Origin of the sequence: Demequina ureilytica, from assembly GCF_048553575.1 — a bacterium.
Lineage (GTDB): Bacteria > Actinomycetota > Actinomycetes > Actinomycetales > Demequinaceae > Demequina.
Genome location: NZ_JBLZIE010000001.1, coordinates 943,866 through 968,036 on the forward strand (window position 1 = coordinate 943,866; position 24,171 = coordinate 968,036).

General features: G+C 69.8%; 25 protein-coding genes. 16 read left to right on the top strand and 9 right to left on the bottom strand.

Annotated elements, in window-relative coordinates; genetic code table 11:
• Window positions 1-44 precede the first annotated feature (44 nt).
• The 6 genes from glmS to rimI are packed head-to-tail and all read left to right on the top strand — an operon-like array spanning window position 45 to window position 5,022.
• On the top strand, window positions 45-1,910 hold the full coding sequence (glmS, locus tag ACNI3K_RS04345) for a glutamine--fructose-6-phosphate transaminase (isomerizing) (RefSeq protein WP_419390619.1): 1,866 nt from the start codon (window positions 45-47) through the stop codon (window positions 1,908-1,910).
• Between the two features lie 2 nt (window positions 1,911-1,912).
• A complete protein-coding gene (locus ACNI3K_RS04350; protein WP_419390620.1) occupies window positions 1,913-2,272 on the top strand; it encodes a holo-ACP synthase in 360 nt (119 codons plus the stop codon).
• Window positions 2,269-3,378: an alanine racemase gene (gene alr / locus ACNI3K_RS04355; protein ID WP_419390621.1), complete on the top strand. Its 1,110-nt coding sequence runs from the start codon at window positions 2,269-2,271 to the stop codon at window positions 3,376-3,378. The genes ACNI3K_RS04350 and alr overlap by 4 nt, the downstream gene beginning before the upstream one ends.
• A complete protein-coding gene (tsaE, locus tag ACNI3K_RS04360; protein ID WP_419390622.1) occupies window positions 3,375-3,869 on the top strand; it encodes a tRNA (adenosine(37)-N6)-threonylcarbamoyltransferase complex ATPase subunit type 1 TsaE in 495 nt (164 codons plus the stop codon). The genes alr and tsaE overlap by 4 nt, the downstream gene beginning before the upstream one ends.
• 10 nt (window positions 3,870-3,879) lie before the next feature.
• Window positions 3,880-4,494 carry a tRNA (adenosine(37)-N6)-threonylcarbamoyltransferase complex dimerization subunit type 1 TsaB gene (gene tsaB / locus ACNI3K_RS04365; RefSeq protein WP_419390623.1) on the top strand — a complete coding sequence of 205 codons (615 nt, stop codon included), beginning with the start codon at window positions 3,880-3,882 and terminating at the stop codon, window positions 4,492-4,494.
• Window positions 4,495-4,512: 18 nt separating this feature from the next.
• Window positions 4,513-5,022, top strand: a complete 510-nt coding sequence (gene rimI / locus ACNI3K_RS04370; RefSeq protein WP_419390624.1) for a ribosomal protein S18-alanine N-acetyltransferase — start codon at window positions 4,513-4,515, stop codon at window positions 5,020-5,022.
• On the opposite strand, the gene ACNI3K_RS04375 is transcribed toward rimI, so the two are convergent.
• Window positions 5,006-5,335 (bottom strand): DUF3817 domain-containing protein, encoded by a 330-nt coding sequence (locus tag ACNI3K_RS04375; RefSeq protein ID WP_419390625.1) that lies wholly within the window; start codon window positions 5,333-5,335, stop codon window positions 5,006-5,008. The genes rimI and ACNI3K_RS04375 overlap by 17 nt on opposite strands.
• Window positions 5,332-5,937 (bottom strand): malonic semialdehyde reductase, encoded by a 606-nt coding sequence (locus ACNI3K_RS04380; protein WP_419390626.1) that lies wholly within the window; start codon window positions 5,935-5,937, stop codon window positions 5,332-5,334. Before ACNI3K_RS04380 ends, ACNI3K_RS04375 begins: the two co-directional genes overlap by 4 nt.
• 56 nt (window positions 5,938-5,993) lie before the next feature.
• Between ACNI3K_RS04380 and tsaD the strand changes: the two genes are divergently transcribed.
• Together tsaD and ACNI3K_RS04390 are read left to right on the top strand one after the other, a co-directional pair.
• Window positions 5,994-7,034, top strand: a complete 1,041-nt coding sequence (gene tsaD / locus ACNI3K_RS04385; protein ID WP_419390627.1) for a tRNA (adenosine(37)-N6)-threonylcarbamoyltransferase complex transferase subunit TsaD — start codon at window positions 5,994-5,996, stop codon at window positions 7,032-7,034.
• 4 nt (window positions 7,035-7,038) lie between these two features.
• Window positions 7,039-8,694, top strand: coding sequence for a glycoside hydrolase family 3 N-terminal domain-containing protein (locus tag ACNI3K_RS04390; protein ID WP_419390628.1), 1,656 nt, complete (start codon window positions 7,039-7,041; stop codon window positions 8,692-8,694).
• On the opposite strand, the gene ACNI3K_RS04395 is transcribed toward ACNI3K_RS04390, so the two are convergent.
• Window positions 8,691-9,860: a THUMP-like domain-containing protein gene (locus tag ACNI3K_RS04395; RefSeq protein WP_419390629.1), complete on the bottom strand. Its 1,170-nt coding sequence runs from the start codon at window positions 9,858-9,860 to the stop codon at window positions 8,691-8,693. The genes ACNI3K_RS04390 and ACNI3K_RS04395 overlap by 4 nt on opposite strands.
• A gap of 197 nt (window positions 9,861-10,057) precedes the next feature.
• Here ACNI3K_RS04395 and groES point away from each other — a divergent pair, with 197 nt between their 5' ends.
• Window positions 10,058-10,351, top strand: coding sequence for a co-chaperone GroES (groES, locus tag ACNI3K_RS04400; RefSeq protein ID WP_419390630.1), 294 nt, complete (start codon window positions 10,058-10,060; stop codon window positions 10,349-10,351).
• 83 nt (window positions 10,352-10,434) lie between these two features.
• Here the strand turns inward: groES and ACNI3K_RS04405 are convergent, their stop codons facing one another.
• Window positions 10,435-10,725: a WhiB family transcriptional regulator gene (locus tag ACNI3K_RS04405; RefSeq protein WP_419390631.1), complete on the bottom strand. Its 291-nt coding sequence runs from the start codon at window positions 10,723-10,725 to the stop codon at window positions 10,435-10,437.
• Between the two features lie 286 nt (window positions 10,726-11,011).
• Here ACNI3K_RS04405 and guaB point away from each other — a divergent pair, with 286 nt between their 5' ends.
• Both guaB and ACNI3K_RS04415 read left to right on the top strand, forming a co-directional pair.
• Window positions 11,012-12,523, top strand: a complete 1,512-nt coding sequence (guaB, locus tag ACNI3K_RS04410) for an IMP dehydrogenase (protein ID WP_419390632.1) — start codon at window positions 11,012-11,014, stop codon at window positions 12,521-12,523.
• Window positions 12,524-12,540: 17 nt separating this feature from the next.
• On the top strand, window positions 12,541-13,290 hold the full coding sequence (locus ACNI3K_RS04415; RefSeq protein WP_419390633.1) for a TSUP family transporter: 750 nt from the start codon (window positions 12,541-12,543) through the stop codon (window positions 13,288-13,290).
• An 80-nt stretch (window positions 13,291-13,370) separates the two neighbouring features.
• Here the strand turns inward: ACNI3K_RS04415 and ACNI3K_RS04420 are convergent, their stop codons facing one another.
• Window positions 13,371-14,630, bottom strand: a complete 1,260-nt coding sequence (locus tag ACNI3K_RS04420; protein WP_419390634.1) for a Glu/Leu/Phe/Val family dehydrogenase — start codon at window positions 14,628-14,630, stop codon at window positions 13,371-13,373.
• 62 nt (window positions 14,631-14,692) lie between these two features.
• Window positions 14,693-15,640, bottom strand: a complete 948-nt coding sequence (locus tag ACNI3K_RS04425; RefSeq protein ID WP_419390635.1) for an exonuclease domain-containing protein — start codon at window positions 15,638-15,640, stop codon at window positions 14,693-14,695.
• A gap of 53 nt (window positions 15,641-15,693) precedes the next feature.
• Here ACNI3K_RS04425 and ACNI3K_RS04430 point away from each other — a divergent pair, with 53 nt between their 5' ends.
• Together ACNI3K_RS04430 and map are read left to right on the top strand one after the other, a co-directional pair.
• Complete coding sequence (locus ACNI3K_RS04430) at window positions 15,694-16,818, top strand: GuaB3 family IMP dehydrogenase-related protein (RefSeq protein WP_419390636.1); 1,125 nt, start codon at window positions 15,694-15,696, stop codon at window positions 16,816-16,818.
• A 10-nt stretch (window positions 16,819-16,828) separates the two neighbouring features.
• Window positions 16,829-17,599 carry a type I methionyl aminopeptidase gene (gene map, locus ACNI3K_RS04435; protein WP_419390637.1) on the top strand — a complete coding sequence of 257 codons (771 nt, stop codon included), beginning with the start codon at window positions 16,829-16,831 and terminating at the stop codon, window positions 17,597-17,599.
• 141 nt (window positions 17,600-17,740) lie between these two features.
• Here the strand turns inward: map and ACNI3K_RS04440 are convergent, their stop codons facing one another.
• Complete coding sequence (locus tag ACNI3K_RS04440) at window positions 17,741-19,327, bottom strand: FAD-dependent oxidoreductase (RefSeq protein WP_419390638.1); 1,587 nt, start codon at window positions 19,325-19,327, stop codon at window positions 17,741-17,743.
• Window positions 19,328-19,393: 66 nt separating this feature from the next.
• On the opposite strand from ACNI3K_RS04440, the gene ACNI3K_RS04445 reads away from it, so the two are divergent.
• On the top strand, window positions 19,394-19,948 hold the full coding sequence (locus tag ACNI3K_RS04445) for a helix-turn-helix domain-containing protein (protein WP_419390639.1): 555 nt from the start codon (window positions 19,394-19,396) through the stop codon (window positions 19,946-19,948).
• A 93-nt stretch (window positions 19,949-20,041) separates the two neighbouring features.
• Here ACNI3K_RS04445 and ACNI3K_RS04450 read toward each other — a convergent pair whose 3' ends face one another.
• Complete coding sequence (locus ACNI3K_RS04450) at window positions 20,042-20,707, bottom strand: esterase/lipase family protein (RefSeq protein ID WP_419390640.1); 666 nt, start codon at window positions 20,705-20,707, stop codon at window positions 20,042-20,044.
• Window positions 20,704-21,474: an alpha/beta fold hydrolase gene (locus tag ACNI3K_RS04455; protein WP_419390641.1), complete on the bottom strand. Its 771-nt coding sequence runs from the start codon at window positions 21,472-21,474 to the stop codon at window positions 20,704-20,706. The genes ACNI3K_RS04450 and ACNI3K_RS04455 overlap by 4 nt, the downstream gene beginning before the upstream one ends.
• A gap of 244 nt (window positions 21,475-21,718) precedes the next feature.
• Here ACNI3K_RS04455 and ACNI3K_RS04460 point away from each other — a divergent pair, with 244 nt between their 5' ends.
• Window positions 21,719-22,417 (top strand): glutamine amidotransferase-related protein, encoded by a 699-nt coding sequence (locus tag ACNI3K_RS04460; RefSeq protein WP_419390642.1) that lies wholly within the window; start codon window positions 21,719-21,721, stop codon window positions 22,415-22,417.
• A gap of 98 nt (window positions 22,418-22,515) precedes the next feature.
• Window positions 22,516-24,156 carry an HNH endonuclease signature motif containing protein gene (locus ACNI3K_RS04465; RefSeq protein WP_419390643.1) on the top strand — a complete coding sequence of 547 codons (1,641 nt, stop codon included), beginning with the start codon at window positions 22,516-22,518 and terminating at the stop codon, window positions 24,154-24,156.
• The last annotated feature ends 15 nt before the right edge of the window (window positions 24,157-24,171 follow it).

The following is a 24,171-nucleotide window of genomic DNA, read 5'->3' on the forward strand; positions in this document are numbered from 1 at the left end:
GGGTCCGCCGCCGACAGGGGCGCGGGCCCGTAGACTCATGTCCCATGTGCGGAATTGTGGGATATGTGGGCTCTGGCGAGCCGGGAGCGCGCCCGGAGGGCGTCATCATGGGCGGGCTCGCCCGCCTCGAGTACCGGGGGTACGACTCCGCGGGGATCGCGCTGGTGGGCTCTGACCCGGGCCGGGTCGCGGTGGTCAAGCGCGCAGGCAAGCTCGTGCGCCTGTCCAAGGCGATCGCCGAGCAGCCCCTCCCGCCGTCCACGGCGGCGATCGGTCACACGCGGTGGGCCACTCACGGCGCACCCAACGACGCCAACGCACACCCCCACCTCGCGGCTGGTGGACGCGTCGCCCTGATCCACAACGGCATCATCGAGAATCACAACCGGCTCCGCGACGAGCTCGCGGCGGAGGGCGTGGACTTCCTGTCGGACACCGACACCGAGGTCGCGGCCCATCTGCTGGCTCGCCAAGTGGATGGCGGCCTTGGGCTCGCGGACGCGATGCGCGCCGTGGCCCAGCGTCTCGAAGGAGCCTTCACGCTGCTCGCGGTCGACTCGCGCGAGCCTCGCACCGTCGTCGGTGCCCGACGCAACTCACCGCTGGTCGTGGGGCTGGGCGACGGAGAGAACTTCCTGGGCTCCGACGTCGTCGCGTTTATTGAGCACACCCGGACCGCGCTCGAGCTCGGCCAGGACGAGATCGTCGAGATCACCCCGGACTCGGTGGTCGTGACCGACATCAAGGGCAACATCGTCGAGCGGGAGCCCTACTACGTGGACTGGGACGCGGAGGCGGCCGAGAAGGGCGGCTTTGCGACGTTCATGGACAAGGAGATCCACGACCAGCCGACGGCGGTCGCGGACACCCTGCGCGGACGCGTGGACGAGAGCGGCCGGCTCAAGTTGGACGAGGGCCTGATCGACGAGTACGTCCTCAAGTCGATCGACAAGATCATCGTGGTCGCGTGCGGAACGGCGAGCTACGCGGGATTGGTGGCGCGGTACGCGATCGAGCACTGGACCCGCATCCCGGTGGAGGTCGAGCTCGCTCACGAGTTCCGCTATCGCGATCCCGTGGTGAACATCAAGACCCTCGTGGTCGCCATCAGCCAGTCCGGCGAGACCATGGACACGATCATGGCGGTGCGCCACGCGCAGGCGCAGGGCGCGGCCGTCATCGGCATCGTCAACGCGCAGGGCTCGACCATTGCGCGCGAGGCCGACGCGGTGCTCTACACCCGGGCCGGGCCTGAGATCGCGGTCGCCTCGACGAAGGCCTTTCTCGCGCAGATCACCGCCTCCTTCCTGCTGGGCGTTTACCTCGCCGAGCTACGCGGCAACAAGTTCCCGGACGAGATCGAGGCGCTGCTGCGCGAGCTCGACGCGATGCCCGCCAAGATCCAGCGCGTGCTCGACACCGCAGAGCCGATCCGCGAGGTGGCGCGAGCGATGGCGGACAACGGCACCGTGCTGTTCTTGGGCCGCCACGTGGGCTACCCCGTTGCGCTCGAGGGAGCGCTCAAGCTCAAGGAGCTCGCGTACATCCATGCCGAGGGCTTCGCAGCAGGCGAGCTCAAGCACGGTCCCATCGCGCTGGTCGAGCAGGACCTGCCGGTCTTCATCATCGTTCCGAGCCCGCGCGGCCCCGAGTCGCTGCACGCGAAGGTGCTCTCCAACGTGCAGGAGGTCCGCGCTCGTGGAGCACGCACGCTGGTGGTCGCAGTCGAGGGCGACGAGGAGGCCGCGAAGCATGCGGACGAGATCTTCTACGTGCCCGAGGCCCCCGTGCTGATGACGCCGCTGCTCAGCGTGATCCCGCTGCAGATCTTCGCCCACGAGCTGGCCTCGGCCAAGGGCTTCGACGTGGATCAGCCTCGCAACCTCGCCAAGTCGGTGACGGTCGAGTAGAGATGGCCGTCCTGGGGCTGGGCATCGACGTGGTGGCGATCGAGAGATTCGAGCTGGCGATTCATCGCTCGCCAGGTTTCCTCGAGCGCGTCTTCACCCCGGCGGAGCGTGAGCTCGGCAAGCACAGCCTTGCCGCACGGTGGGCCGCCAAGGAGGCGCTCGCGAAGGCGCTCGGCGCGCCCGCAGGGCTGAGCTGGCAGGATGCGGAGGTCCACCGCGGAGACGACGGACGCCCCACGCTCGAGGTCCGCGGCACGGTAGCCCTTCGCGCCTCCGAGCTGGGAATCGACAGGTTCCACCTGTCGCTGTCGCACGATGCGGGGATAGCCTCTGCTGTCGTCGTCGCCGAGGGTGACCGATGAGCGCCCTCGAGGTGAGCGTCGACTACGGCGCCATCTCGCGTAATGTGGAGACCTTGCGCGGCCACGCAGCGGGCGCTGATGTCATGGCAGTCGTGAAGGCCGATGCGTACGGCCACGGACTCGCGCGCGCTGCGGCTGCGGCACGAGTGGGCGGCGCTACCTGGCTGGGTGTCGCGCAGCCCCACGAGGCGCTCGCGCTGCGCGCTGCCGGCGACTCGGGCCGCATCCTCACCTGGCTGTACGGCCCTGGTGTGCCGGCCCGCGCTCTCATCGCCGCGGACGTGGACCTGTCAGTGTCGTCTCCCGAGGTGCTCGGCGAGATCGTCGCCGTGTCCCGTGAGAACGAGGTCCCGGCTCGCCTTCACATCTGCGTCGACACCGGACTGGGACGCGAGGGCGTCGCGCCCCACGACCTGCCCGCGCTGCTCGACCTCGCGATCGCGGCGCAGGCCGAGGGGCTCGTGCGGATCGTCGGCATGTGGTCGCACCTTGCCTGGGCGGACGCGCCGGGTCACCCCACCATCGATGCTCAGGCGGACGTGTTCCGCGAGGCGCTCGCACTCGCGCAAGAGCGCCGCGTGGGGCTCGAGGTGCGCCACCTCGCGAACTCGGCGTGCACGCTGACCCGGCCCGACCTGCACTTCGACCTCGTGCGTCCGGGCATCGCAATCTACGGCTTGCCCCCGGTGGTGGACCCTAGCGGCGAGAGGTTCGGCCTCACTCCCGCGATGACCGTGCGGTCCGAGGTGATCCTCGTCAAGGACGTGCCGAAGGGTCACGGGGTGAGCTATGGCCACGAGTATGTGACGCCCTACCCGACCACTCTGGGACTGGTGAGCGCGGGCTACGCCGACGGCGTGTTCCGCTCGGCCGGCAACTGCGCCGAGGTCGCGATTCGCGGCCGGCGCTACCGCATCGCGGGCCGCGTGTGCATGGACCAGTTCGTGGTCGATCTCGGACCCGCCACCGAGGTGTGCGTGGGCGATCCGGTGACCCTGTTCGGCCAGGACGGTCCCAGCGCCACAGACTGGGCCCACGCGATCGACACGATCGACTACGAGGTGGTGTGCCGGTTCGGCGCGCTGCGCGACAAGAGCACGGCATGATCGACGTCACGCTCGAGGCCGCCGACGCGGCTCAGATGCGCGCGCTCGGCGCGGACGTCATCGCGCCGATGCTGCGGCCCGGAGACCTCGTCATCCTCACCGGCGACCTGGGGGCGGGCAAGACGACGTTCACTCAGGGGCTCGGCGGGGCGCTCGAGGTGCGGGGCGACGTCGCGAGCCCCACCTTCATCATCGCGCGCACGCACCCGAGTCTGGGCGACGGACCGGACCTCGTGCACGTCGACGCCTACCGGCTGGGCTCGCTCGCGGAGCTCGATGACCTTGACCTCGACACCTCGCTCGACGAGGCCGTCACGGTGGTGGAGTGGGGCGAAGGCGCCGCCGCGCTGTCCGAGGACCGGCTGCACGTCACGATTCAGCGGCCCCGCGGCGGTGCCGTGGACATGGACGACCCCGCCGGCGGGGTCAGGTCGGTGCGCATCACCTCGCACGGCGATCGGTGGGAGGGCGTGGCCCTCCCCGGCCTCTAGGCTGGACTGCGTGATTCTCGCGATCGACACCTCCGCAGCCGTGGCCGTCTCCGTGGTCGACGGCGAGCGCGTGCTTGCCTCCCGCGCAGAGTTCGCGCCGCGCGGCCATGCCGAGCTGCTGAGCTCCTTCGTGCGCGACGCGATGGCCGATGCGGGTGTGGCAGGCGGCGATCTGGATGGAATCGTCGTGGGCACGGGCCCAGCGCCGTTCACCGGGCTGCGCGTGGGCCTGGTGACGGCCAGGACCCTCGGCTTCGCGTGGGGCGTGCCAGTGCACGGCGTGTGCTCCCTGGACGCCTTGGGCGCCGAGCACGGGGACGTGACGGTGATCGCCGACGCCCGCCGCAAGGAGATCTACTGGGCGCGCTACCGGGACGGTCGGCGCGTCGAGGGGCCCGAGGTCGGCGCGCCCGAGTCTGTCGTGCCGCCCGGCGCAGTCGTCGGGCGGGGCGCGGCCCTCTACCCGAGCGTGTTCCCGGAGGCCGTGGCCGCTGACCCCGATCCGGCCTGGCTCGTCCGCGTCGCGCGAGAGCGCTTGGCTGCCGGCGAGGCGGAGTTGCCGCTCGAACCCATGTACCTGCGCCGCCCGGACGTCCACGGCGTCGGGGACCTGCGCGTGCCCTAGCCGACAAGGGTGCCTGCGATGAGTGACACCTCGAGCGCGGACCCGGCCCGCGCATCGGCCGCCCGCGTGCGAGATCTCGGCGACCGGGATCTCGACCGTGTCGCCGCGCTCGAGCGGGAGATCTTCGCGGGGTCCGCGTGGTCGCCCGGGCTGATCCGGGAGGAGTTCCGCTACGGAGCCTCCCGCTGGCGCGGGATCGACAGCGATCACGCGATCGACACCGGTTCCGACCTCGTCGCGTACGCGGTGTACGGCTTCGAGGGCAACGCCTTCCACCTGATGAACCTGGCCGTCGAGCCGGCCTCGCGCGGCCGCGGCCTTGGCCTGGCGCTGATGCGGGACTTCCTCGGTGAGGCGCGACGGCTCGGTACGACCGAGGCGTGGCTCGAGGTCGCGGTCACGAACGATGCGGCGCTTGCGCTGTATCGCGCACACGGCTTCGAGGACGTGCGAGTACGGCGGCGCTACTACCAGCCGGAGGACGTCGACGCGCTGGTGATGCGCGTGCGCCTCACCGACGAGGACTGACAGTGAGCCGTCCGGTGCGCCGCAGCCAGCGCTCGAGCGGGATGGTCGTGAGCGGAGGCACGGCGGCCAGCCCCGCGAGTGCGCAGACGCGCAAGGGCCAGCGGAACCTCACCGCGGCCAGCAAGGCGATTCCCAGGTAGATCAGGAAGGCGGCACCGTGCAGCGGGCCGAAGATGGTGACCCCCCACTCGGTCACGTCCAGCACGTGCTCGAGCAGCATGCCCACGAGCAGTCCGCTCCACGTGACGGCCTCGACGATGGCGACCGTCACGAACGCGCGGCCGATGCGATCGGTCGGCATGGGCACGCTCACGCGACCCTCACCGCCTGATCCGCCCCGAGCCGTCCGCGGCGCTCGCCGGCGCCGTGATCGTCCTCGTGGGGGTAGCCGATGCCGAACAGCACTTCGGATCGCCACGACGACTCTCCGAACAGCGCTGCATCCATGCCCGCCTTGTCAAAGCCGCCGTATGGGCGCACCGCGAGCCCAGCAGCGCGCAGGCCGAGGATGAGGTAGCCGGCCTGCAGCATGGCGCCCGAATGCGCCATCGAAGCGCGCCGGTCCGCGTCCGCCTCGAGCCGCTCGTACGTCGAGGAGGTCCCCGCCCCGGTCACGTGGAAGGTGTCGTGGAACCTCTCGTCGTGAGCGGCGACCACGAGCAGCGGCGCCTGAGCGAGCTTAGCGCGGTTTCCCTCCAGGGCGTTGGCGATGACCGCGGCGCGAGCCTCCTTGGACTCGGCGACGAGCAGGCGCAGCGGCACGGTGTTGTTCCCGGTGGGTCCCCACTTCACCAGCTCCCACACCTCGCTCACCACCTCCACCGGCACGGGTTGCGCGGCGAAGTTGACGTTGGATCGGGCGTCGAGGAACAACAGCGAGCGCGCGTCGGCATCCAGCAAGAAGGTGGAGGGCATGCCTTCGATTGTCTCCCAGGCCCGGCGGTGCCGACGACCGCGGTTAGGCTGTTCGCGTGAATCCACTGGTGCTCGGAATCGAGTCGACATGCGACGAGACGGGGGTCGCCCTCGTCGAGGGCACAGACCTGCTCGTCGACGTCACCGCGTCCTCCATGGACGAGCACGCGCGTTACGGCGGGATCATCCCCGAGGTGGCATCGCGCGCGCATCTGGAGGCGTTCTTGCCCACGCTGGAGCAGGCGCTGACGCGGGCGGATCGTACCCTCGCGGACGTGGACGCCATCGCGGTCGCGGCCGGACCAGGGCTGGTGGGGTCGCTCATGGTGGGCAACGCCGCGGCCAAAGCCCTCGCTCTCGCGCTCGAGCGCCCGCTGTATGGGGTCAACCACGTGATCGGCCACGCCGTGGTGGACGAGCTCGTGCATGGCGAGTTCCCTGACCGCGTGATGTCGCTCGTCGTATCCGGTGGTCACACGTCGCTGCTGCTGATCGAGGGCTCGGCCGTGACGGTGCGCGAACTGGGACACACCCTCGACGACGCCGCGGGGGAGGCCTTCGACAAGGTGGGCCGGCTGCTCGGCCTGCCTTACCCGGGCGGCCCGCACATCGATCGCCTGGCCCGAGACGGCGACCCCACGGCCATCCCCTTCCCCCGCGCGCTCACGGCGCCCAAGTTCAAGACCACGCACGCCTACGACTTCTCGTTCTCCGGCCTCAAGACGGCCGTGGCGCGGTGGGTCGAGGCCGAGCGCGACGCCGGCCGCGAGATCCCGCTCGCGGACGTCGCAGCCTCGTTTGCGGACGCGGTCGCAGACGTGCTCATGATGAAGACCCTGAATGCCTGCCGCGAGCACGGCGTCGACACGCTGGTGATCGGCGGCGGCTTCAGCGCCAACTCGCAGCTGCGGGACATGGCGACCTCTCGAGGCCAGGCCGCCGGCATCGACGTGCGCATCCCTCCCATCCGCTACTGCACCGACAACGGCGCGATGATCGCGGCGCTCGGGTCCGCGGTGGCGCGCCGTGGCGGCGCCCCGAGTTCTCTCGGCGTCGGCGTCGACTCGTCCATGCCCCTCACCACCGTCACCGTGTAGTGCAGTGCCTTCGCGACGGCCGGCCCTGATCGTGGCCGCCGCCACCGCGCTGGTGGCGGCGGGCCTGATCTCCGTCGCGTGGTGGCCCGCGGCGCAGCTCAAGGAGAGCTTCGCCAGCGTCACACCGTCCCACCCCCCAGCGGTGACGACCGAGTCGCCCACCGCATCGGCCGCCCCCCGGCCCTCGCCCACCCCCTCCGAGCCCGACATCGCTTGGGGTCCCACGGACGCGGAGTGGGACGCCGCGCTCGCGACGGCCAGCGGACTGTCGCTCGCGGACGCGGCCGGCCAGGTTATCGTCGCGTCAGTGTCGTCGCCCTCCCCGGAGGCGACGGAGACGCTGGTGGCCGACCTTGCTCTCGGCGGGGTCATCGTGATGGCCGATGCCGTGACGGACGGCGACGGAGTGCGCGCCGTCACGGCGGCCGCGCAGGCCGGCGCGGCCGCGGAAGGCCGCGACTGGGGTGCGCTGGTCGGCGTGGATCAGGAGGGTGGCACGGTGTCGCGGCTACGGGGGCTGATGCCCGACCTCCCGAGCTTCATGGCTGCGGGGGCCGCGAGCGACAAGGACGCGGTCCGCAGCGCCTTCGGTCAGGCGGGGGTCGACATGGGCGCCATGGGCTTCACCGTGGACTTCGCCCCGGTGGCAGATGCGACCGTCGGGCTGGCGGATCCGACCATCCGCGCACGCTCGGCCGGGTCGGACGTGGCCCGCGTGTCCGCGACGGTCAACGCGGCGTTCGCGGGTCTCATCGACGGCGGCCTGGTGCCGGTCGTGAAGCACTTCCCGGGACACGGCTCGGTGGCGCAGGATTCGCACCAGGTGCTGCCCGTGCAACGGGAGACGCTGGCTGGCCTGGAGGAGCGTGACCTTGCGCCGTTCGCCTCCGCAGTCGACGCTGGCGCGCCTGCCGTGATGATGGCGCACGTCGCGCTGCCCGAATGGGGAGCGGGCCCGGCAACGCTGGAGCCCGCCGCGTACGCGTATCTACGCGACGAGCTGGGCTTCGACGGAGTCGCGGTCACGGACGCGCTGAACATGGGTGCGATCCAGGACACCCATGGGCCGGGCCAGGCGGCCGTCGCGGCGCTGGCCGCCGGGGCGGACCTGCTGCTCATGCCGCCCGACGCTCGCGTGGCGCGTGACGCCATCGTGACTGCCGTCGAGGATGGGACTGTGCCGCGGGAGCGCTTGGACGAGGCCGCGGCGCGGACGATCCTGCTGGCCCGATGGCAGTCGGGACTCGAGCCGGAGCCCGATGACGGAGCCGACTATGCGCGCGCGCTGTCGGCTGAGGGCGCGACCGTGGCCGCACAGGACTGCTCAGCCGCGTGGCTGGGGGACACCGTAACGATCTCAGGCGGTTACGACCACGACCGCGCCACTCTCGCGCGGGCACTTGAGGCGCACGGAGTGAGTGTCGGCGACGGCGGCACGACAGTCTTCTTGTTGGGTGGCGACGAAGCCCGCGGCAGCGCCGACGTGGTGGTCGCAATGGGCGGGCCGTGGGGTCTGACGGACTCCCAGGCCGACGTCTACGTGGGTCTGTACGGCCGCAGCTCCTCGGCTCTGGACGGACTGGCCGACGTGCTCGTGGGGGCCGCCCCGCCGGGCGGTGAGTGGCCCGTTGCGGTCGACGTGCCTCATCCAACCTGCTAGACGGGCTCCGCGAGCAGCGCCGTCCGCTGTCCCGCGACGCGCGTGATGATCACCGTCATGCGTGCGTCGCCCTTGAGCCTCAGTTGGGGACGCAGCTGCTCGGGCGTCACGTCGACCCCGCGCTTCTTGATATCGACCGTGCCCACGCCGCGCACGCGCAGCGCTGCCGCGAGCCCCTTGACCTTGAACGGCATCGACTCGAGCACCCGGTAGCCGCGAGCGAAGGGGGTCTCGGCGGGGGAGCCGGTGGTCAGGTACGCGATGGTCGGGTCGAGGAGGCAGGCGTCCATGCGCGTGGCGAGCTCGCCGACCAGACCGGCCCTGATCACCGCACCGTCGGGCTCGTACACGAACTCGGCGAGGGGCCCGGCGTCGGCGCGCTCGGTGGTGCCGGCGATCCGGTGCATGCCCTCTGCGGACATCACCAGCGCCGCATGGCCCGGGTGCTGGGCGAGGGGGCCACACCACAACGCTGCTTCCACGACGGAGCCGTCCACGCTCACCCACTGGGCCTCGACCCCGGCCGGGACGTGAGAGTGGCCGATCGCGGGTCCCACCTTCACGCCCAGCGCCGGGAAGCGCTCGCGCAGCGCCAGCACCTGCCCGAGCGGCGGCGCGTAGTCGCGTGGATCGTGTCGGCGTCCCCGCGCGGTGCGCCGGGCGGGATCGGCGAACACTCCGTCGGCATCGACCTGCGGCGCGAGCTCCATGGCATCGCCGAGCACCACACGAGTAGGGCCCCAGTGGCGCAGGTTGTGATCGGCGATCAGCGCGGTGGCCTCGTCGATCTCGAAGGCCGTCACGTCGAGGCCGATCGCGGCCAGTGCCATCGCGTCGGCACCGATGCCTGCCGTCAGGTCCAGCACGCGGTGCGCGCCGGCGTCGCGGTAGCGGCGTGCGTGCTCGGCCGCCACCCGGAGCCTGGTGGCCTGCTCCAGGCCGTCCTGAGTGAACAGCATGCCGGACGCGAAGTCGCCGAACTTGGCCCGCGCATCGGCCCTCAGGCGAGACTGTGTGAGCGCGGCGGCGACCAGTGCTGCGTCCGCCCCCTGTGCTCGCAGCTCGGCCCCGAGGGACATTGAGCGGGCACTGTCATAGGGCGGCAGGGAGTCGATCAGCGCACGCCCCTCGGGCGACACGAGCAGGCGTGCGGTGGCGGCGTCCATGGCTCGATCCTGTCACGCTGTGCTTCTCGCGAGGCGAACGTCGCAGAGTTAGCACTCGCCAAGTGCGAGTGCTAATCTGAGATTGCTCCGAACGGAGTACGTGGCACCCGAACCGCACCTTGACCCCCGCGACGGCAGGGAGCGATGAGGGCCGCGATCCACGTATCGAACTTGGATGAATGGAAGGTGAGGTCCGCGTGTCGGTCTCTATCAAGCCTCTTGAGGACAAGGTCGTGGTCAAGCCGGCAGAAGCCGAGCAGACCACCGCCTCTGGCCTCGTGATCCCGGAAACCGCCAAGGAGAAGCCCCAGGAGGGTGAAGTCCTCGCGGTGGGCCCGGGTCGTGTCGATGACAACGGCAACCGCATTCCGATCGACGTCGCGGTAGGTGACAAGGTCATCTACAGCAAGTACGGCGGCACCGAGGTCAAGTACGCCGGCGAGGATGTTCTCATCCTGTCGGCGCGCGACCTGCTGGGCGTCGTCTCCTAGACGTCGGATACACAAGAGAAGGCCCCGGGGATTCCCCGGGGCCTTTTCTCATGTCTTACCCGATGCGCGGGTGAACTGCGCGTCTAGCTGGCTTGTTTGAGACGGCCGGCCAGGATGGCGTGACGCTCGTCCTCGCTGAGTCCCCCCCACACGCCGAACGGCTCGCGCGCCTTGAGCGAGCGCTCGCGACACGTGTCGAGGACGGGGCAGCGCTGGCAGTACTCCTTGGCCGCCTCGGCCCGGCGGCGCCTCGCCGCACCCCGCTCGCCCTCGGGATGGAAGAAGAGGTCGGTGTCCGCGTCGCGGCACGCACCTTCGTACTGCCACTCCCACTGATCTTGAGTCGGTGCCGGCAATTTGGCGACGTTGTCCATGGCGCTCCTACCTCGGGTCGTGTCTTCACTCCGGTTCGTCCTTGAGCCGAATGCGACTGGTGCAATCACCGTAATCCGGACGAATCGGAAACGTCAAGCCCCGATAACAAACTGATAACGATGTGCTAGTTACCTCCATTCATACCCCTCGCCGGGCCGCTTGGCTACCCCCGAGATCGCGGGGCGACGATGGGGGGTGGGTGACGGGGTCGACACCGGATGAGATGAGCACGTTCACGTGAAGGCGCGTGCGCGGCAGCGTCGGCACGAGCCGTAGACTTTGCCCATGGCGAGCGCTGATCACGACCCCTTTGCATTCACAGGACTCACCTACGACGACGTGCTGCTGCTGCCGGGGCAGAGCGACGTCATTCCGTCCGAGGTGAACACGTCCACGCGCCTCACGCGTGACATCCGGATCGAGCTTCCACTGCTGAGCGCAGCCATGGACACCGTCACCGAGGCGCCCATGGCGATCGCGATGGCTCGCCACGGCGGCATCGGCGTGCTTCACCGCAACCTGTCGATCACGGACCAGGCTCACCAGGTCGAGATCGTCAAGCGATCCGAGTCGGGCATGATCCTGGACCCCGTGACGGTGCGTCCGGACGCCACGCTGGCCGAGCTCGACGCGTTGTGCGGCAAGTACCGGGTCTCGGGCCTGCCGGTGGTGGACGAGGACCGCACGCTGCTGGGCATCATCACCAACCGCGACCTGCGATTCGTGAACCCGCGCGAGTTCGAGTCGCGCAAGGTCCACGAGGCCATGACGCCCATGCCTCTCGTCACGGGCCGCCAGGGCATGAGCAATGACGAGGCCGCGCACCTGCTGGGTGAGCACAAGATCGAGAAGCTGCCGCTGGTGGACGACGCCGGGCGCCTCACTGGGCTCATCACGGTCAAGGACTTCGTCAAGACCGAGCGTTACCCCAAGGCGACCAAGGACGAGCACGGGCGACTCCGCGTCGCGGCCGCCGTCGGGTTCTTCGGTGACGCGTGGGAGCGCGCGGTCACCCTGGTCGAGGCGGGCGTTGACGCGCTTGTCGTGGATACCGCTCACGGCCACGCGCAGGCCATGATCGACATGATCACTCGCCTCAAGTCAGATCCCGCCACATCCCGCGTGCAGGTCATCGGCGGCAACGTCGCGACCCGCGACGGTGCGCAGGCGCTGGTGGACGCGGGCGTCGACGCGATCAAGGTGGGCGTGGGTCCGGGATCGATCTGCACCACACGTGTGGTCGCCGGCGTGGGAGTGCCGCAGATCACGGCGGTCTACGAGGCGTACAAGGCCGCCGGCCCCGCAGGGGTACCCGTCATCGCCGACGGCGGCCTGCAGTATTCGGGCGACATCGCGAAGGCGCTCGTGGCGGGAGCGGAGTCAGTGATGCTGGGGTCGCTGTTCGCCGGCTGTGCGGAGGCCCCCGGCGACCTGGTGCTCGTCAACGGCAAGCAGTTCAAGAGCTACCGGGGGATGGGTTCCATGGGGGCCATGGCCTCGCGCGGCCGCGTGTCGTACTCCAAGGACCGCTACTTCCAGTCGGACTCGCCCAGCGACGACGACCTGATCCCCGAGGGCATCGAGGGCCGCGTGCCGTTCAAGGGGGCGCTCGGCGACGTCGCTCGCCAGCTCGTGGGCGGGCTCGGCCAGTCGATGTTCTACGTCGGAGCGCGCACCATCGACGAGTTGCGCGAGCGCGGCAAGTTCGTGCGCATCACCCCGGCGGGGCTCAAGGAGTCGCACCCCCATGACATCCAGATGACCGTCGCTGCGCCGAACTACCAGGGCCGCGCTTGAGCACACAGCGCTAGCCGGTGGAGATCACCTGGCAGGCGCTCGTCGTTCTCGCGGTGGTGGCGCTCCTCGCGGGATGCCTCGACACCCTCGCGGGTGGCGGCGGGCTCATCACCGTCCCCGCGCTGCTGCTCGCGGGAGTGCCTCCCCTGCAGGCGCTCGGCACCAACAAGCTGCAAGCCCCGGCCGGCACTGGGATGGCGACCTATCAGGTGATACGCCGCCACGGCGTGAGATGGGCAGACGTTCGATGGCCCATGCTGTGGGCGTTCGTCGGATCCGTGCTCGGCACCATCGCGATCCTGTTCGTGCCCGTCTCTTCGCTCGAGGTCGTCATCATCGTGGTGCTCGCGCTCGTCGCGGCCTACTTCCTCTTCGTGCCTCGCTCGCACCGGCCACCCGCGCACGAGCGGATGAGCGCGGCAACGTATGACGCGACGATCGTGCCGGCGATCGGTGCCTACGACGGCGCCTTCGGGCCCGGGACCGGGTCGCTGTACGCCCTGTCAGGCGTGGCGCTACGCGCATTGCCGCTGCGGCGGTCGACCGCGATCGCGAAGACGCTCAACTTCGCCACCAACGTGGCCTCGCTCATCGTGTTCATCTTCGCTGGCCAGGTGCTGTGGCTCGTGGGCGGCGTGATGATCGCGGGGCAACTCATCGGCGCCTATGTCGGCTCGCACATCCTGCTGCGGGTCCACCCGATGGTGCTGCGCGTGCTGATCGTATTGGTGTCGCTCACCATGCTGTGGCGCGTGCTGGTCTCCTGACCCGCACTTGTCGCCCTGCAGGGACATGAGTGTAGGTTCTGGCCCAGCGAGAGCACTCATGTCCCTCCAGCGCGCAGCGCTTAGGGGTAGAGGCCGCGCAGCTCGTGAGCCTCGATCACTCGCTCCACGGCCAGTGCTGTCGCCGACTGTCGATAGGACATGCGGTGCACGCCGGAGTACTCGACGACGTCGTGCCATGCGCGCGTGAGCCGCTCCTCGAGCCGGTCCCTCACCTGACGCTCGGTCCATCGATAGGCCTGATTCGCTTGCGCCCACTCGAAGTAGGAGACGATCACGCCGCCCGCGTTCGCGAGGATGTCGGGGACCACGAGCACATCGCTGTCGCCGAGGATCGCGTCCGCACCGGAGGTGGTCGGGCCGTTGGCGCCCTCCACCAGCACCTTGGCGCGCACCCGGTCTGCGTTCGCGGTGGTGATCACGCCCTCCACGGCGGCGGGCACCAGGAGGTCGACGTCGAGCATCACGAGACCTGCCGGATCGATCTGCTCGCCGCCCTCGAAACCGTCCACGCTTCCCGTCTCGTCCGCGTGTGCGCCGAGCCGCTGGACGTCGAGGCCCTGCTCGGCCCACACGGCACCGTCGACGTCACTGATGGCCTGCACGCGCACCCCGGCATCGGCGAGGAACCGCGCGGCACCGCGGCCCACCTTGCCGAAGCCTTGGATCGCCGCCGTCGCGCCCTGGGGCTCGATGCCTCGCAGGGACATGGCCATGAGCGCGATATGCGCGACGCCGCGAGACGTGGCGGTGGCACGCCCGAGCGAGCCGCCCAGGCTGATGGGCTTGCCGGTCACGACGCCAGGGACCGTGTGGCCCACCGAGGCCGAGTAGGTGTCCATGATCCAGGCCATGGTGCGCTCGTCGGTGCCGATGTCGGGCGCGGGGATGTCGATCTCCGGTCCGATGATGGGCAGGATCTCCGACGTGTATCGGCGCGTCACCCGCTCGAGCTCGGACAGCGAGTGGTCGCGCGGCTCGATCGCCACGCCGCCCTTTGCGCCGCCGTACGGCAGGTCGACGAGCGCACATTTCCATGTCATCCACATCGCAAGGGCCCGCACCTCGTCGAGGTCGACTGCGGTGGAGAACCGCAGGCCGCCCTTCGCGGGGCCGCGGGAGAAGTTGTGCTGCACTCGGAAGCCATCGTAGACGGCGACGGTGCCGTCGTCGCGGCGCAGCGGCACCGAGACCGCCATCTCGCGGCGGCTGGTCGCGAGCATCCGATGGACGCCGGGTTCGCAGCCCAGGTGCTCGACCGCCTGGGCCAGCTGTGCCTTCGCGTCTGCGAGCGGTCCGTGGTTCGTGTCCGTAGGCGTCATCGCCACCTCCATGGGCTTGTGACCCACGCTATCTCGGGGCGAGGCCCGCGGAGGTCAGGTGCCTAGAAGAGCGATTCGTCGCCCGCCTGCGGTGGGGCCGATGCGGGGATGGCGGGCGCACGACGCGGTTCGGGGGCGCTGCGCGGTTCGGGGGCGCTGCGCGGTTCGGGGGCACTGCGGGGTTCGGGCGCACTGGCGACCGCGGGCGCCGCCGCTTCAGACGGGGCCGCAGGAGCGGGCGGGGCAGGAGCCGTCTCAGCCGAGGGAGTCAGGTCGAGCGGGACGGCGGTGTCCCCGGGGGCAGCAGACATGGCCACCGGCCAATCGGGCCGCGGCAGGTCGTCCGTGCGGCCGCGTGACTTGAGCCACGCGGCGAAGCCCACCGCCCATTCCCGATGCGCCGACTGCTGCTGCTCATGCAGAGCGTCCAGGTCGACCTCGCGGATGGTCGGGTACGCGGCGGCGAGGGCGTGCACCAGTTCGAGGGTGGCGAGCACATCCGCGTCTGCGGAGTGGAGATCGTCTGCCACGACAGGCACGGCATACAGCGTGCACAGGTCGATGAGCTTGCGCTTGCCCTTGCGGTAGCGATCCAGGTGTCGGTCGAGCACGTACGGGTCCACGATGGGCCGCACCCCGGCGGGCACTCGTGACGCGAGCGACGGCAGTCCATGGCGTGCCAGCTCGGCCTCCAGGATCGATAGGTCGTACTGGACGTTGAAGCCCACCACCGGTACCCGGGCGACCAGCGCCTGGGCGAGAGCCGACGCGATCTCCTCGAGCGCATCGGCCGGCTGGATGCCTTCCGAGCGCGCCCGCTCGGTGGTGATGCCGTGGACCTCGGTGGCGCGCGCGGGGATCTCGACGCCGGGGTCGATCAGCCAGTCGCGCGCGCTGACCTCCTCGCCTGTGCGCGTGATGATCGCGGCGCTCACGATCCTGTCGCGCTCGGTGGAGATGCCAGTGGTCTCGGTGTCGAAGCCCACCATGGTCGCGTCTAGCCAGCTCATGGTCATCACTCTCCCACGCTCGACTGACACGGCAGGCCGGATAGGCTGTGCCGGTGAGCAATGAGATCGAGATCGGACGCGGCAAGCGAGGCCGGCGCGCATATTCCTTCGACGACGTCGCGGTGGTGCCCTCGCGGCGCACGCGCGATCCCCGGCAGGTGAGCCTGAGCTGGCAGATCGACGCGTTCCAGTTCGACATCCCCGTGCTCGCGGCGCCCATGGACTCCGTCATGAGCCCAGCGACCGCGATCGAGCTGGGGCGACTGGGCGGACTGGGCGTTCTCGACCTCGAGGGATTGTGGACCCGCTACGAGGACCCCACGGGACTGCTCCAGCAGATCGCCGGCTTTGGTCCCGACGAGGCCACTGCGCGCATGCAGGAGATCTACGCCGAGCCCATCAAGGACGAGCTGATCACCGCGCGCCTCCAGGAGATCCGTGCGGCCGGCGTGCCTGTTGCTGGGGCGCTCAGCCCGCAGCGCACCCAGGAGCACTACCAGACAGTTCTGAAGGCCGGCGTGGACCTGTTCGTGATCCGCGGCACCACCGTGAGCGCCGAGCACGTCTCGGCCGAGTCCGAGCCGCTCAACCTCAAGAAGTTCATCTACGACCTTGACGTGCCGGTGATCGTGGGTGGAGCCGCGACGTACCAGGCCGCGCTGCACCTCATGCGCACCGGAGCCGCGGGCGTGCTCGCCGGATTCGGTGGTGGCTCGGCGCAGCGCACGCGCACCACGCTGGGCATTCACGCTCCGCTCGCAACCGCGGTCTCCGACGTCGCGGCCGCGCGCCGTGACTACCTGGACGAGTCGGGCGGCCGTTACGTCCACGTGATCGCGGACGGTGGGCTCGGGCGGTCCGGCGACCTGGTCAAGGCGTTCGCATGTGGGGCCGATGCGGTGATGATCGGGGCTGCGCTCGCTCGCTCCTCGGACGCTCCCGGCGGGGGCTTCCACTGGGGTCAAGAGGCGTACCACGATGAGCTTCCTCGCGGTGAGCGCGTCGAGGTGGGCACGGCGGGCACCCTCGAGGAGATCCTCAACGGGCCCGGTCACCGGGCCGACGGCACCACCAACATCATGGGTGCGCTGCGCCGCTCGATGGCGACCACGGGCTACTCGGACCTCAAGGAGTTCCAGCGCGTGGACATCGTGGTGTCTCCTTACAACCCCGCGTGAGCCGCCCCGCATGATCGAGATCATGAGCCCCGCCGAGGTCGCTCGCGCCCGCGACACCGGCGCGCTCGTGGGCAGCATCCTGGAGGCGCTGCGCGAGCGCGCCTCCGTCGGCACGAACCTGCTGGAGATCGACCAGTGGGCCAAGCAGATGATCCTCGACGCTGGCGCCCAGTCCTGCTACGTCGACTACGCCCCGTCCTTCGGTCGCGGGCCATTCGGCTACTACATCTGCACGGGAGTGAACGACGCGGTGCTGCACGCCCGGCCGCGCGACTACGTGCTCGCGGACGGCGACAAGCTGACTCTGGACCTCGCGGTGCTGCTGCGAGGGGTGGCGGCAGACGCCGCGATCAGCTTCGTGGTCGGCGAGACTCAGCCGCCCGAGACACTCGCGATGATCGAGGCCACCCGCCGCGCGCTGGCGGCGGGTATCGCGGCCGCGCGCCCAGGGGCGCGCATCGGCGACCTGTCGCACGCCATCGGGACCGTGCTGAGCGAGGCGGGCTACCCGATCAACAGGGAGTTCGGTGGCCATGGGATCGGCTCCAGCATGCACCAGGACCCGCATGTGCCGAACACCGGGCGTGCAGGGCGCGGCTACAAGCTGCGGCCGGGGCTCATGCTCGCGCTCGAGCCGTGGGTGATGGCCGACACCGACGAGCTGGTGGTCGACGACGACGGGTGGACGCTGCGCAGCTCGACCGGTGGCATGACCGCTCACACGGAGCACACCATCGCCATCACGGAGGACGGCGCGGAGATTCTCACTCTCGCGCGGTAGTGCCGGTCTCTGCTTTCGCCTCCTGAGAAGCGCCAACGCGTCGGTGCTCGCGCCGAACAGCCGGACCAACTGAGGGCCTCGCATGTGGCCACGCGGCAGCGACCGCCAGCAACATGGTTGATCCGGTCGCTCGGTTGCCGGCTAGCGTCGACGCATCAGCACCACGCCGTCGGCGAGCGTCGCAGGCCGGCCGTCGGGGTCGGTGACTTCGCGCTCGACCTCCTCGACTCGCACCTCGTCCCACTCGTCCGCGTCGAGACCGAGCGCATCGGCCTCCTGCCGTGCCGATAGGAACGTGTGGTGACGCGTCCATTCGGGTTCGGCCCACGGCGGTGGTGCGACGTGCGTCACGAGCAGCAGGTGGCCTCCGGGCTTCACGGCGGCCGATGCGCGGGTCAGCACCTCGGTGCGTGGCAGCTCCACGGGGGAGTGGAAGAAGGATGCGGTGACGAGGTCGTAAGCCTGCGCCGGTTGCCAGCCCGCGAGGTCGGTGACCTCGAAGGATGCCTCAGCCCCCGCATCGGCCGCCGCCGCCCGCGCCCGGGCGATCGCCGTGGGGGAGATGTCGAGGCCACGCGCGTCCCAGCCCTGGCGGGCGAACCAGATCACGTCGGCGCCCTCGCCGCAGCCGAGGTCGAGGACCGAGCCAGGCGGGAGGTCCGCGACGGCCGATGCGAGGGTTGGGTTCACGCTCCCCGACCAGGAGCGCTCGGAATCGGCATAGCGGCCTTCCCAGAAGGCGGAAGGGTCCATGTCGGGAGAGCCGAGGGCGATGTCGAAGTCCTCGGTGACGAGGAAGGCGTTCACGCGGGCGCCCGCCACGGCGCCGGCGCTCGCTGCCATCGGAACGCTCTCCATCGGATTGACCACGTTGCCTGCTGCCCAGACGCGCGGGTGACTGGTGGCGCCGTCGAGCTCCGTGGCGATCACGCTCGTGCCCGGTCCGTCGGTGCGCTTCAGGCCAAGCGGGTTGAGGGCGTGGTCGTGGGGGTGGGGCACGCCAGCGGTGAAGATCGCGTCGACCTGGTGGGTAGCGCCGTCGGCGGTGGTGACGTGGGTCAGGTCGGGAGCCGTGGCGACGCGGCTGCCGGCGGCGGTGCCGTGAAGGCCGGTGACCGCCGAGTCGATGACCTGGACGCCCCGGGCGGCCAGCCGTTCGCGCTCGGACTGGTCGACGAGGCCCGGGTCCTGGGCGAAGACCATCACCGAGTCGCTCAACTGGCGCACCATGTACGCGAGGTGGACCTGGCCGGCATGGGCGACCAAGACGCCGATTCGCCGGTCTCGCACCTCCCACCCGTGGCAGTACGGGCAGTGCGCCACGGTGGTTCCCCACCTCTCGGCGAGACCAGGGACGTCAGGCAGGACGTCGGTGATTCCGGTGGCGAACACGATGGCGCGGGTGTGCTCGACTGTGCTGTCCATGGTGGCGGTGCCGTCGAGGGTCACGGCGATGGTGTCGCCCTCGTCCTTGACCGTCTCAACGGAGCCCGTCCGGACCTCGACGCCGTAGCGCTCGACCTCGACACGGCCCTTGGCGAGCAAGTCAGCCGGGTCGAGGCCGTCGTGGCCCAAGATGCCGTGCATGTGAGTGGCGAAGCGGTTGCGGGGCCGGCCCGCGTCGATCACGAGGGTGCGTCGGCGGGAACGGCCGAGCATCTGCGCGGCGCTCAGTCCCGCGGCGCCGCCGCCGATCACGATGGCGTCCCAAGGCAGTGGTGGTGTCATGGTCCGAGCCTCGCTTGCGCGAGGCCGACGTGCAAGTCTCCTTGCGGAATGTGCAAGAGTGTTGGCATGGATGAGCTCGCGCAAGTAGGTCCGCGGCTGCGCGCCGCGCGCCAGGCCCGCGGATGGACGCTGGATGACCTGGCCGTGCGCGCATCGGTCTCGGCGAGCACGCTGTCGCGGCTCGAGTCCGGCAAGCGACAGTCGTCCCTCGAGCTGCTGGTGCCGCTGACTCGCCAGTTGGGGATCCGGGTTGACGACCTATTGCCGCCCGCCGATCGCGACCCGCGGGTGCGGCGGCCGGCCATCCGGCGGGAGGGCCACGTGATGGTGCCGCTCGCGCCCGAATCCTCCTCCATGCGCGCGTACGGCATCACTTACGCGCCAGTGGACGCGCCGCCCGAGCAGCGCGTGCACGACGGGCACGAATGGCTCTACGTGCTGTCGGGGCGGCTGCGCCTGTTGCTGGGCGAGCAGGATCTGGTGATCGAGCCCGGCGAGGCGGCCGAGTTCGACACGCGCGTGCCGCACACCATGATGGCTGCTGGTGACGAGCCGGCGCGGGTGATCAGCATCTTCAACGAGGAGGGCGAGCGGATCCACACGCGCAGGGCCGAGGGGTAGCGGACTCGGGCTTCGCCGGGGGTGACGTGCCGGCCCTCCTCCGCCCACGCATCGGCCGTCCGGGCGACGATGAAGGTGCGAAGACGATGCTCGTCACTCTTCGAGCGCCGCGAATGCGGCAAGCACCCCGGGGTGCGCGAGCACCCGGAAGTGGCCGCCGGTGTCGAGGGAGACGTTCCGGGCGCCCGGAAGCTCGCTGCGCTCGGGAATGTGAGGGTCGAACGCCGCGTAGACGGACACGATCCGCGAGTTCACGGACTCGTGCTGGGACAACTCGGTGATGGACGGGTTGCGCGGCGAGAAGGCACGCAGCGAGGCCACCGGCATCATGCGGGCGTAGCGAGAGCCGCCGAACGGCGTCGCGATGGCGAGCATCCCGCGCACGCGCTCGCCGCCCGCGCTCACCATGACGAGCTTGCCAGCGAGTCCGCCCTTGCTGTGCGCGACCAGGATGACGTCGCGGAGCCCGTGATCCTCGAGGTAGGCGGCCACGTGCTCGGCCACATCCTCGACGGGCCGGTGGTTGCGATGCAGCTTCTTCACGACGTGCACCGGATGGCCACGCTCATGGAGCCGCTCGATCAGAGGCTGCATGAACTTCCACGTCTCGTAGATGCCCGGAAGCACCACGACTGGTGTGCGTGTGCCGGTCAGGAAGGACCGCGGATCGGTCCGATTGACGAGCGCGCGTGACTGCCACGCGAGGGCATACAGGTAGTCGCGCGCCCACCACGCGCCTGATCGCACGACGCCGGTCATGGCCGGGGCTCGCTCGGGGCCGGGGCCAGGTCCGTGACGAAGGACTGGATCGCGGCGGCCACCTCGCGCGGTGCACTCTCCTGAACCACGTGGTGGTGGCGCGGGATCTCCACGAGGCGCGAGCCGGCCGCCCGATCGCCGAGCTGTCTGCACCACTCGGATCCTGCGATGGGGTCGCGGGCGCCGCGGATGATGAGCACCGGCGCGGTGAGCTGCTCCAAAGTGTCCTCGATGGCGTAGCGGAGCATGTGCCGAGCCTGGGCCAGGTACCAGGGGACACCGCAGCGGAAGTAATCGGTGGCGACGATCCCGTTGACGCGCGCAGACTCGCCGAACGTGTCACGAGCGAGTGCCGCCATTTGGGCGGGCAGAGTCCGGCGCCGCGAGTCGACCACGGGACCGATGAGCACCACCGCTTTGACGAGATCGGGACGCTGATGAGCCAGCTCGGCGACCCATTGCGCACCCATCGAGTGGCCGATCACCACGACGGGGCCCACGTCGAGAGACTCGATCGCTCCCGCGATTCCGCGTGCCATGAGGGGGACATCGACGTCCAACCCCGGCTTGGGCAAGCCCCCGTGGCCTGGCAGGTCGAGAGAGACAGTGGTCGCCTTCGCACCGAGCGCACCGTGCAGCCGCGACAGATACCGATGCGACATGCCAATCCCATGCACGAGTAGGAAGGTGGGCGACGTCGAGGAGCGGTGAGGGAGGTCGCGGATCGTCCGAAAGGTCAGCGCCCCGTGCCGGTATGGCTCACGCACACTCGTCCTCGCCCGCTCGGTCGTGCCTGAGCGGGGGAACGACGGACTCCGCCTCACCTCTCGACCTCGGTGCACGCTGCTGGGGTCAGGGCCCCGCGGTCTGTTTTCAACTTCACAACACCATTGTCTGCCGGTCCGTCCCGTCTCGCGAATTCGCAAGCGGACGGCGCAAGGCGCGGTGCGGCGCGCCGCTGGGCAACCGGGCAACCGCATTGGCCATCCGGCGGCTCGCTACAGTGACGCCATGCGATGCGACGTGATCCGGTTCGTGGCGTTCGAGGATCTGGGCGTGTGGGAGCCGGAGATCACAGCCCACGGGTACGAGCTGCGGTACCTCGAGGTGGGCGTCGACGACCTCGCTCCTGCGGCCACGGCGGACCTTGTCGTCGTGCTGGGCGCGCCAATCGATGCAGCGGATGTCTCGCGGTACCCAGTTCTGAGCGAGGTGCATGACTTGGTATATGTGCGCCTGCGGGAGGGGCGTCCCACTGTGGGCGTGTGCCTGGGCGCACAGATCATGGCGCTCGCGCTGGGTGCGACGGTTCGCCGTGGCGAGCGAGAGGTCGGGTTCGCGTCAGTGACGCTCACCCGGGAGGCACGGAACACTCCGCTCCGGCACCTGGAAGGGGCGCCCACGCTCCATTGGCACCGCGACATCGTGACTCTGCCCGATGGTGCGACGAGCCTTGCTTTTACCGCGGCCACCCCGCATCAGGCTTTCGCGTACGGCAATTCGTTGGGCATCCAGTTTCACCCGGAGGCAGATCCCGAGGCGGTCGAGCGCTGGCTCATCGGCCACTCGGGAGATCTCGAGAACTGGGGCATCGACCCGCGCGAGCTGCGCGCCTCCGCGCACGAGCACGGTGACGAGGCGACCGTTGCTGGCGTGTTACTCATTCGCGAGTACGTGCGCGGGCTGGGGCCTGTGGATAGCGCGGGTTAGTTGGGCGTGCGCACCTCTGCGCGGGCGGTGTCCGTGGTCCATCCACAGATATCTGCCAGGGGTTTTGGAATGTCAGAGGGCGCTGATTTGCTTGCCATATGACCTCGAACGGGCAGTCTCCATTGCAGTCGGCCGATGCGCCGGCTGGGTTGGTAGACGCCCTTGAGCGGGCGCGCGGCGCGTTGGGTGAGGCTCGGTCGCTGATGGCCGGTCAGGTGTTGTCGGAGCAGGCGGCGTTGGCCATGCAAGCGTGCGCGACGGATGTGAAGCGGGATGCGGATCTGTTGTTGGCGGCGGCGTGTGCGCAGATAGCGCGGCTGTCGGGCCCGGAGCTCGGGTCCACGGGTTTAGCACGCAAGCAGGGCTTTCCTGATCCGGCTAAGCAGATCGCTGCGGCCACGGGCGGGTCCAGGCGTGAGGCCGAACGGTTGATTCGTGCCGGGCAGGCCATGGCCGACGCGCAGCAGCAGAAGCGCCGCGAGGACGAGGCCAAAGTGACCGGGGCGGCGGCCCCGGAGCCGGAGGAGCCGACGTATCCGGTCGTCGCTGAAGCGTTGGCGACGGGGCGGATCAGTGTCGATCACGCCGCGCAGATCACCCGGATGCTCGACTCGGTAGCTGATGCGGCAAGCCGTGATCAGGTGGCGTTGGCGGAACGGAGGCTGGCGGAGCGCGCGCCGGGCCTCAGCGCGGAGCAGTTCGCGCCGATCGTGATGCGCTGGCGTGACGGAATGGTCTCCCGGGATGCCGAGGAGAGGCAGAAGCGTTTGGCGAAGGCGCGGTATCTGGTGATTAAGGACGAGTCCGATGGTGCAGTGCGGATCTCCGGGATTCTGGACCCCGTCACCGCCGCACCGATCCGTGCGGCGCTGGAGTCGGTGGTGAAGGCCACTCTGCGTCGCCGTCGCGAGGGCGACCCGCTCGCCGATGACACGCGTATGCCCGGTCAGATCCGTGCCGATGCGTTGGCGACGTTCGCGCGTCACATGCTCGGCTGTGATCAGGCCCCGATCGCTCATGCGACCACCAAGGTGATTGTGCGCATGACCCTGGACCAGTTGCTCGAGAACTGTGGCGACACTGCGGCGAGCGTCGACGGGGCTGCGGCTGCGATTCCCGTGTCCGAGTTGCGTCGAATGGCAGTGGACGCCGAATATGTGCCGGTCGTGCTCGGCGGTGAGAGCCAGAAGCTGGACGTGGGCCAGGAGAAGCGCCGCTTCAGCCCCGCGCAATGTGTGGCCCTGCTCGAGAGGGACGGGGGTTGTGCGATGTGTGGGGCACCGCCGAGTCACTGCGAGGCCCACCACATCAAGTGGTGGGACAGGGACGGCGGCCCCACGGACCTATCCAACGGCGTGATGCTGTGTGTCGCCTGTCACCACACTATTCATCGCGACAAGTGGGGCGCCTGGGACATCAAAGCGAGCCACGACCAGGTGTGGTTCATCCCGCCCACTTCCGTCGACCCGGCACGAAAGCCCCGCCTGGGTGGCAGAGCCAGATACGGCATCACCGACCAAGAAAAACGCGAACTCGACAACGCCGGAACAGCCGATACGGGACCGCCCGATGAGGCGGCGTCGCACAAGGAGTCGGCCAGCGACCACGCACGGCCCCAAACGGAGACAGGTGGGGAACTTTCGGCCCGGGAGCATCGCGCTGATCCCGCGCCGCCCCGGGACCAACAACAGGTGGTCCCACCAAAGCCAGAACCAGAAGCGGAACTCACGCTGCTATAGACCCGCTGCGCGAGA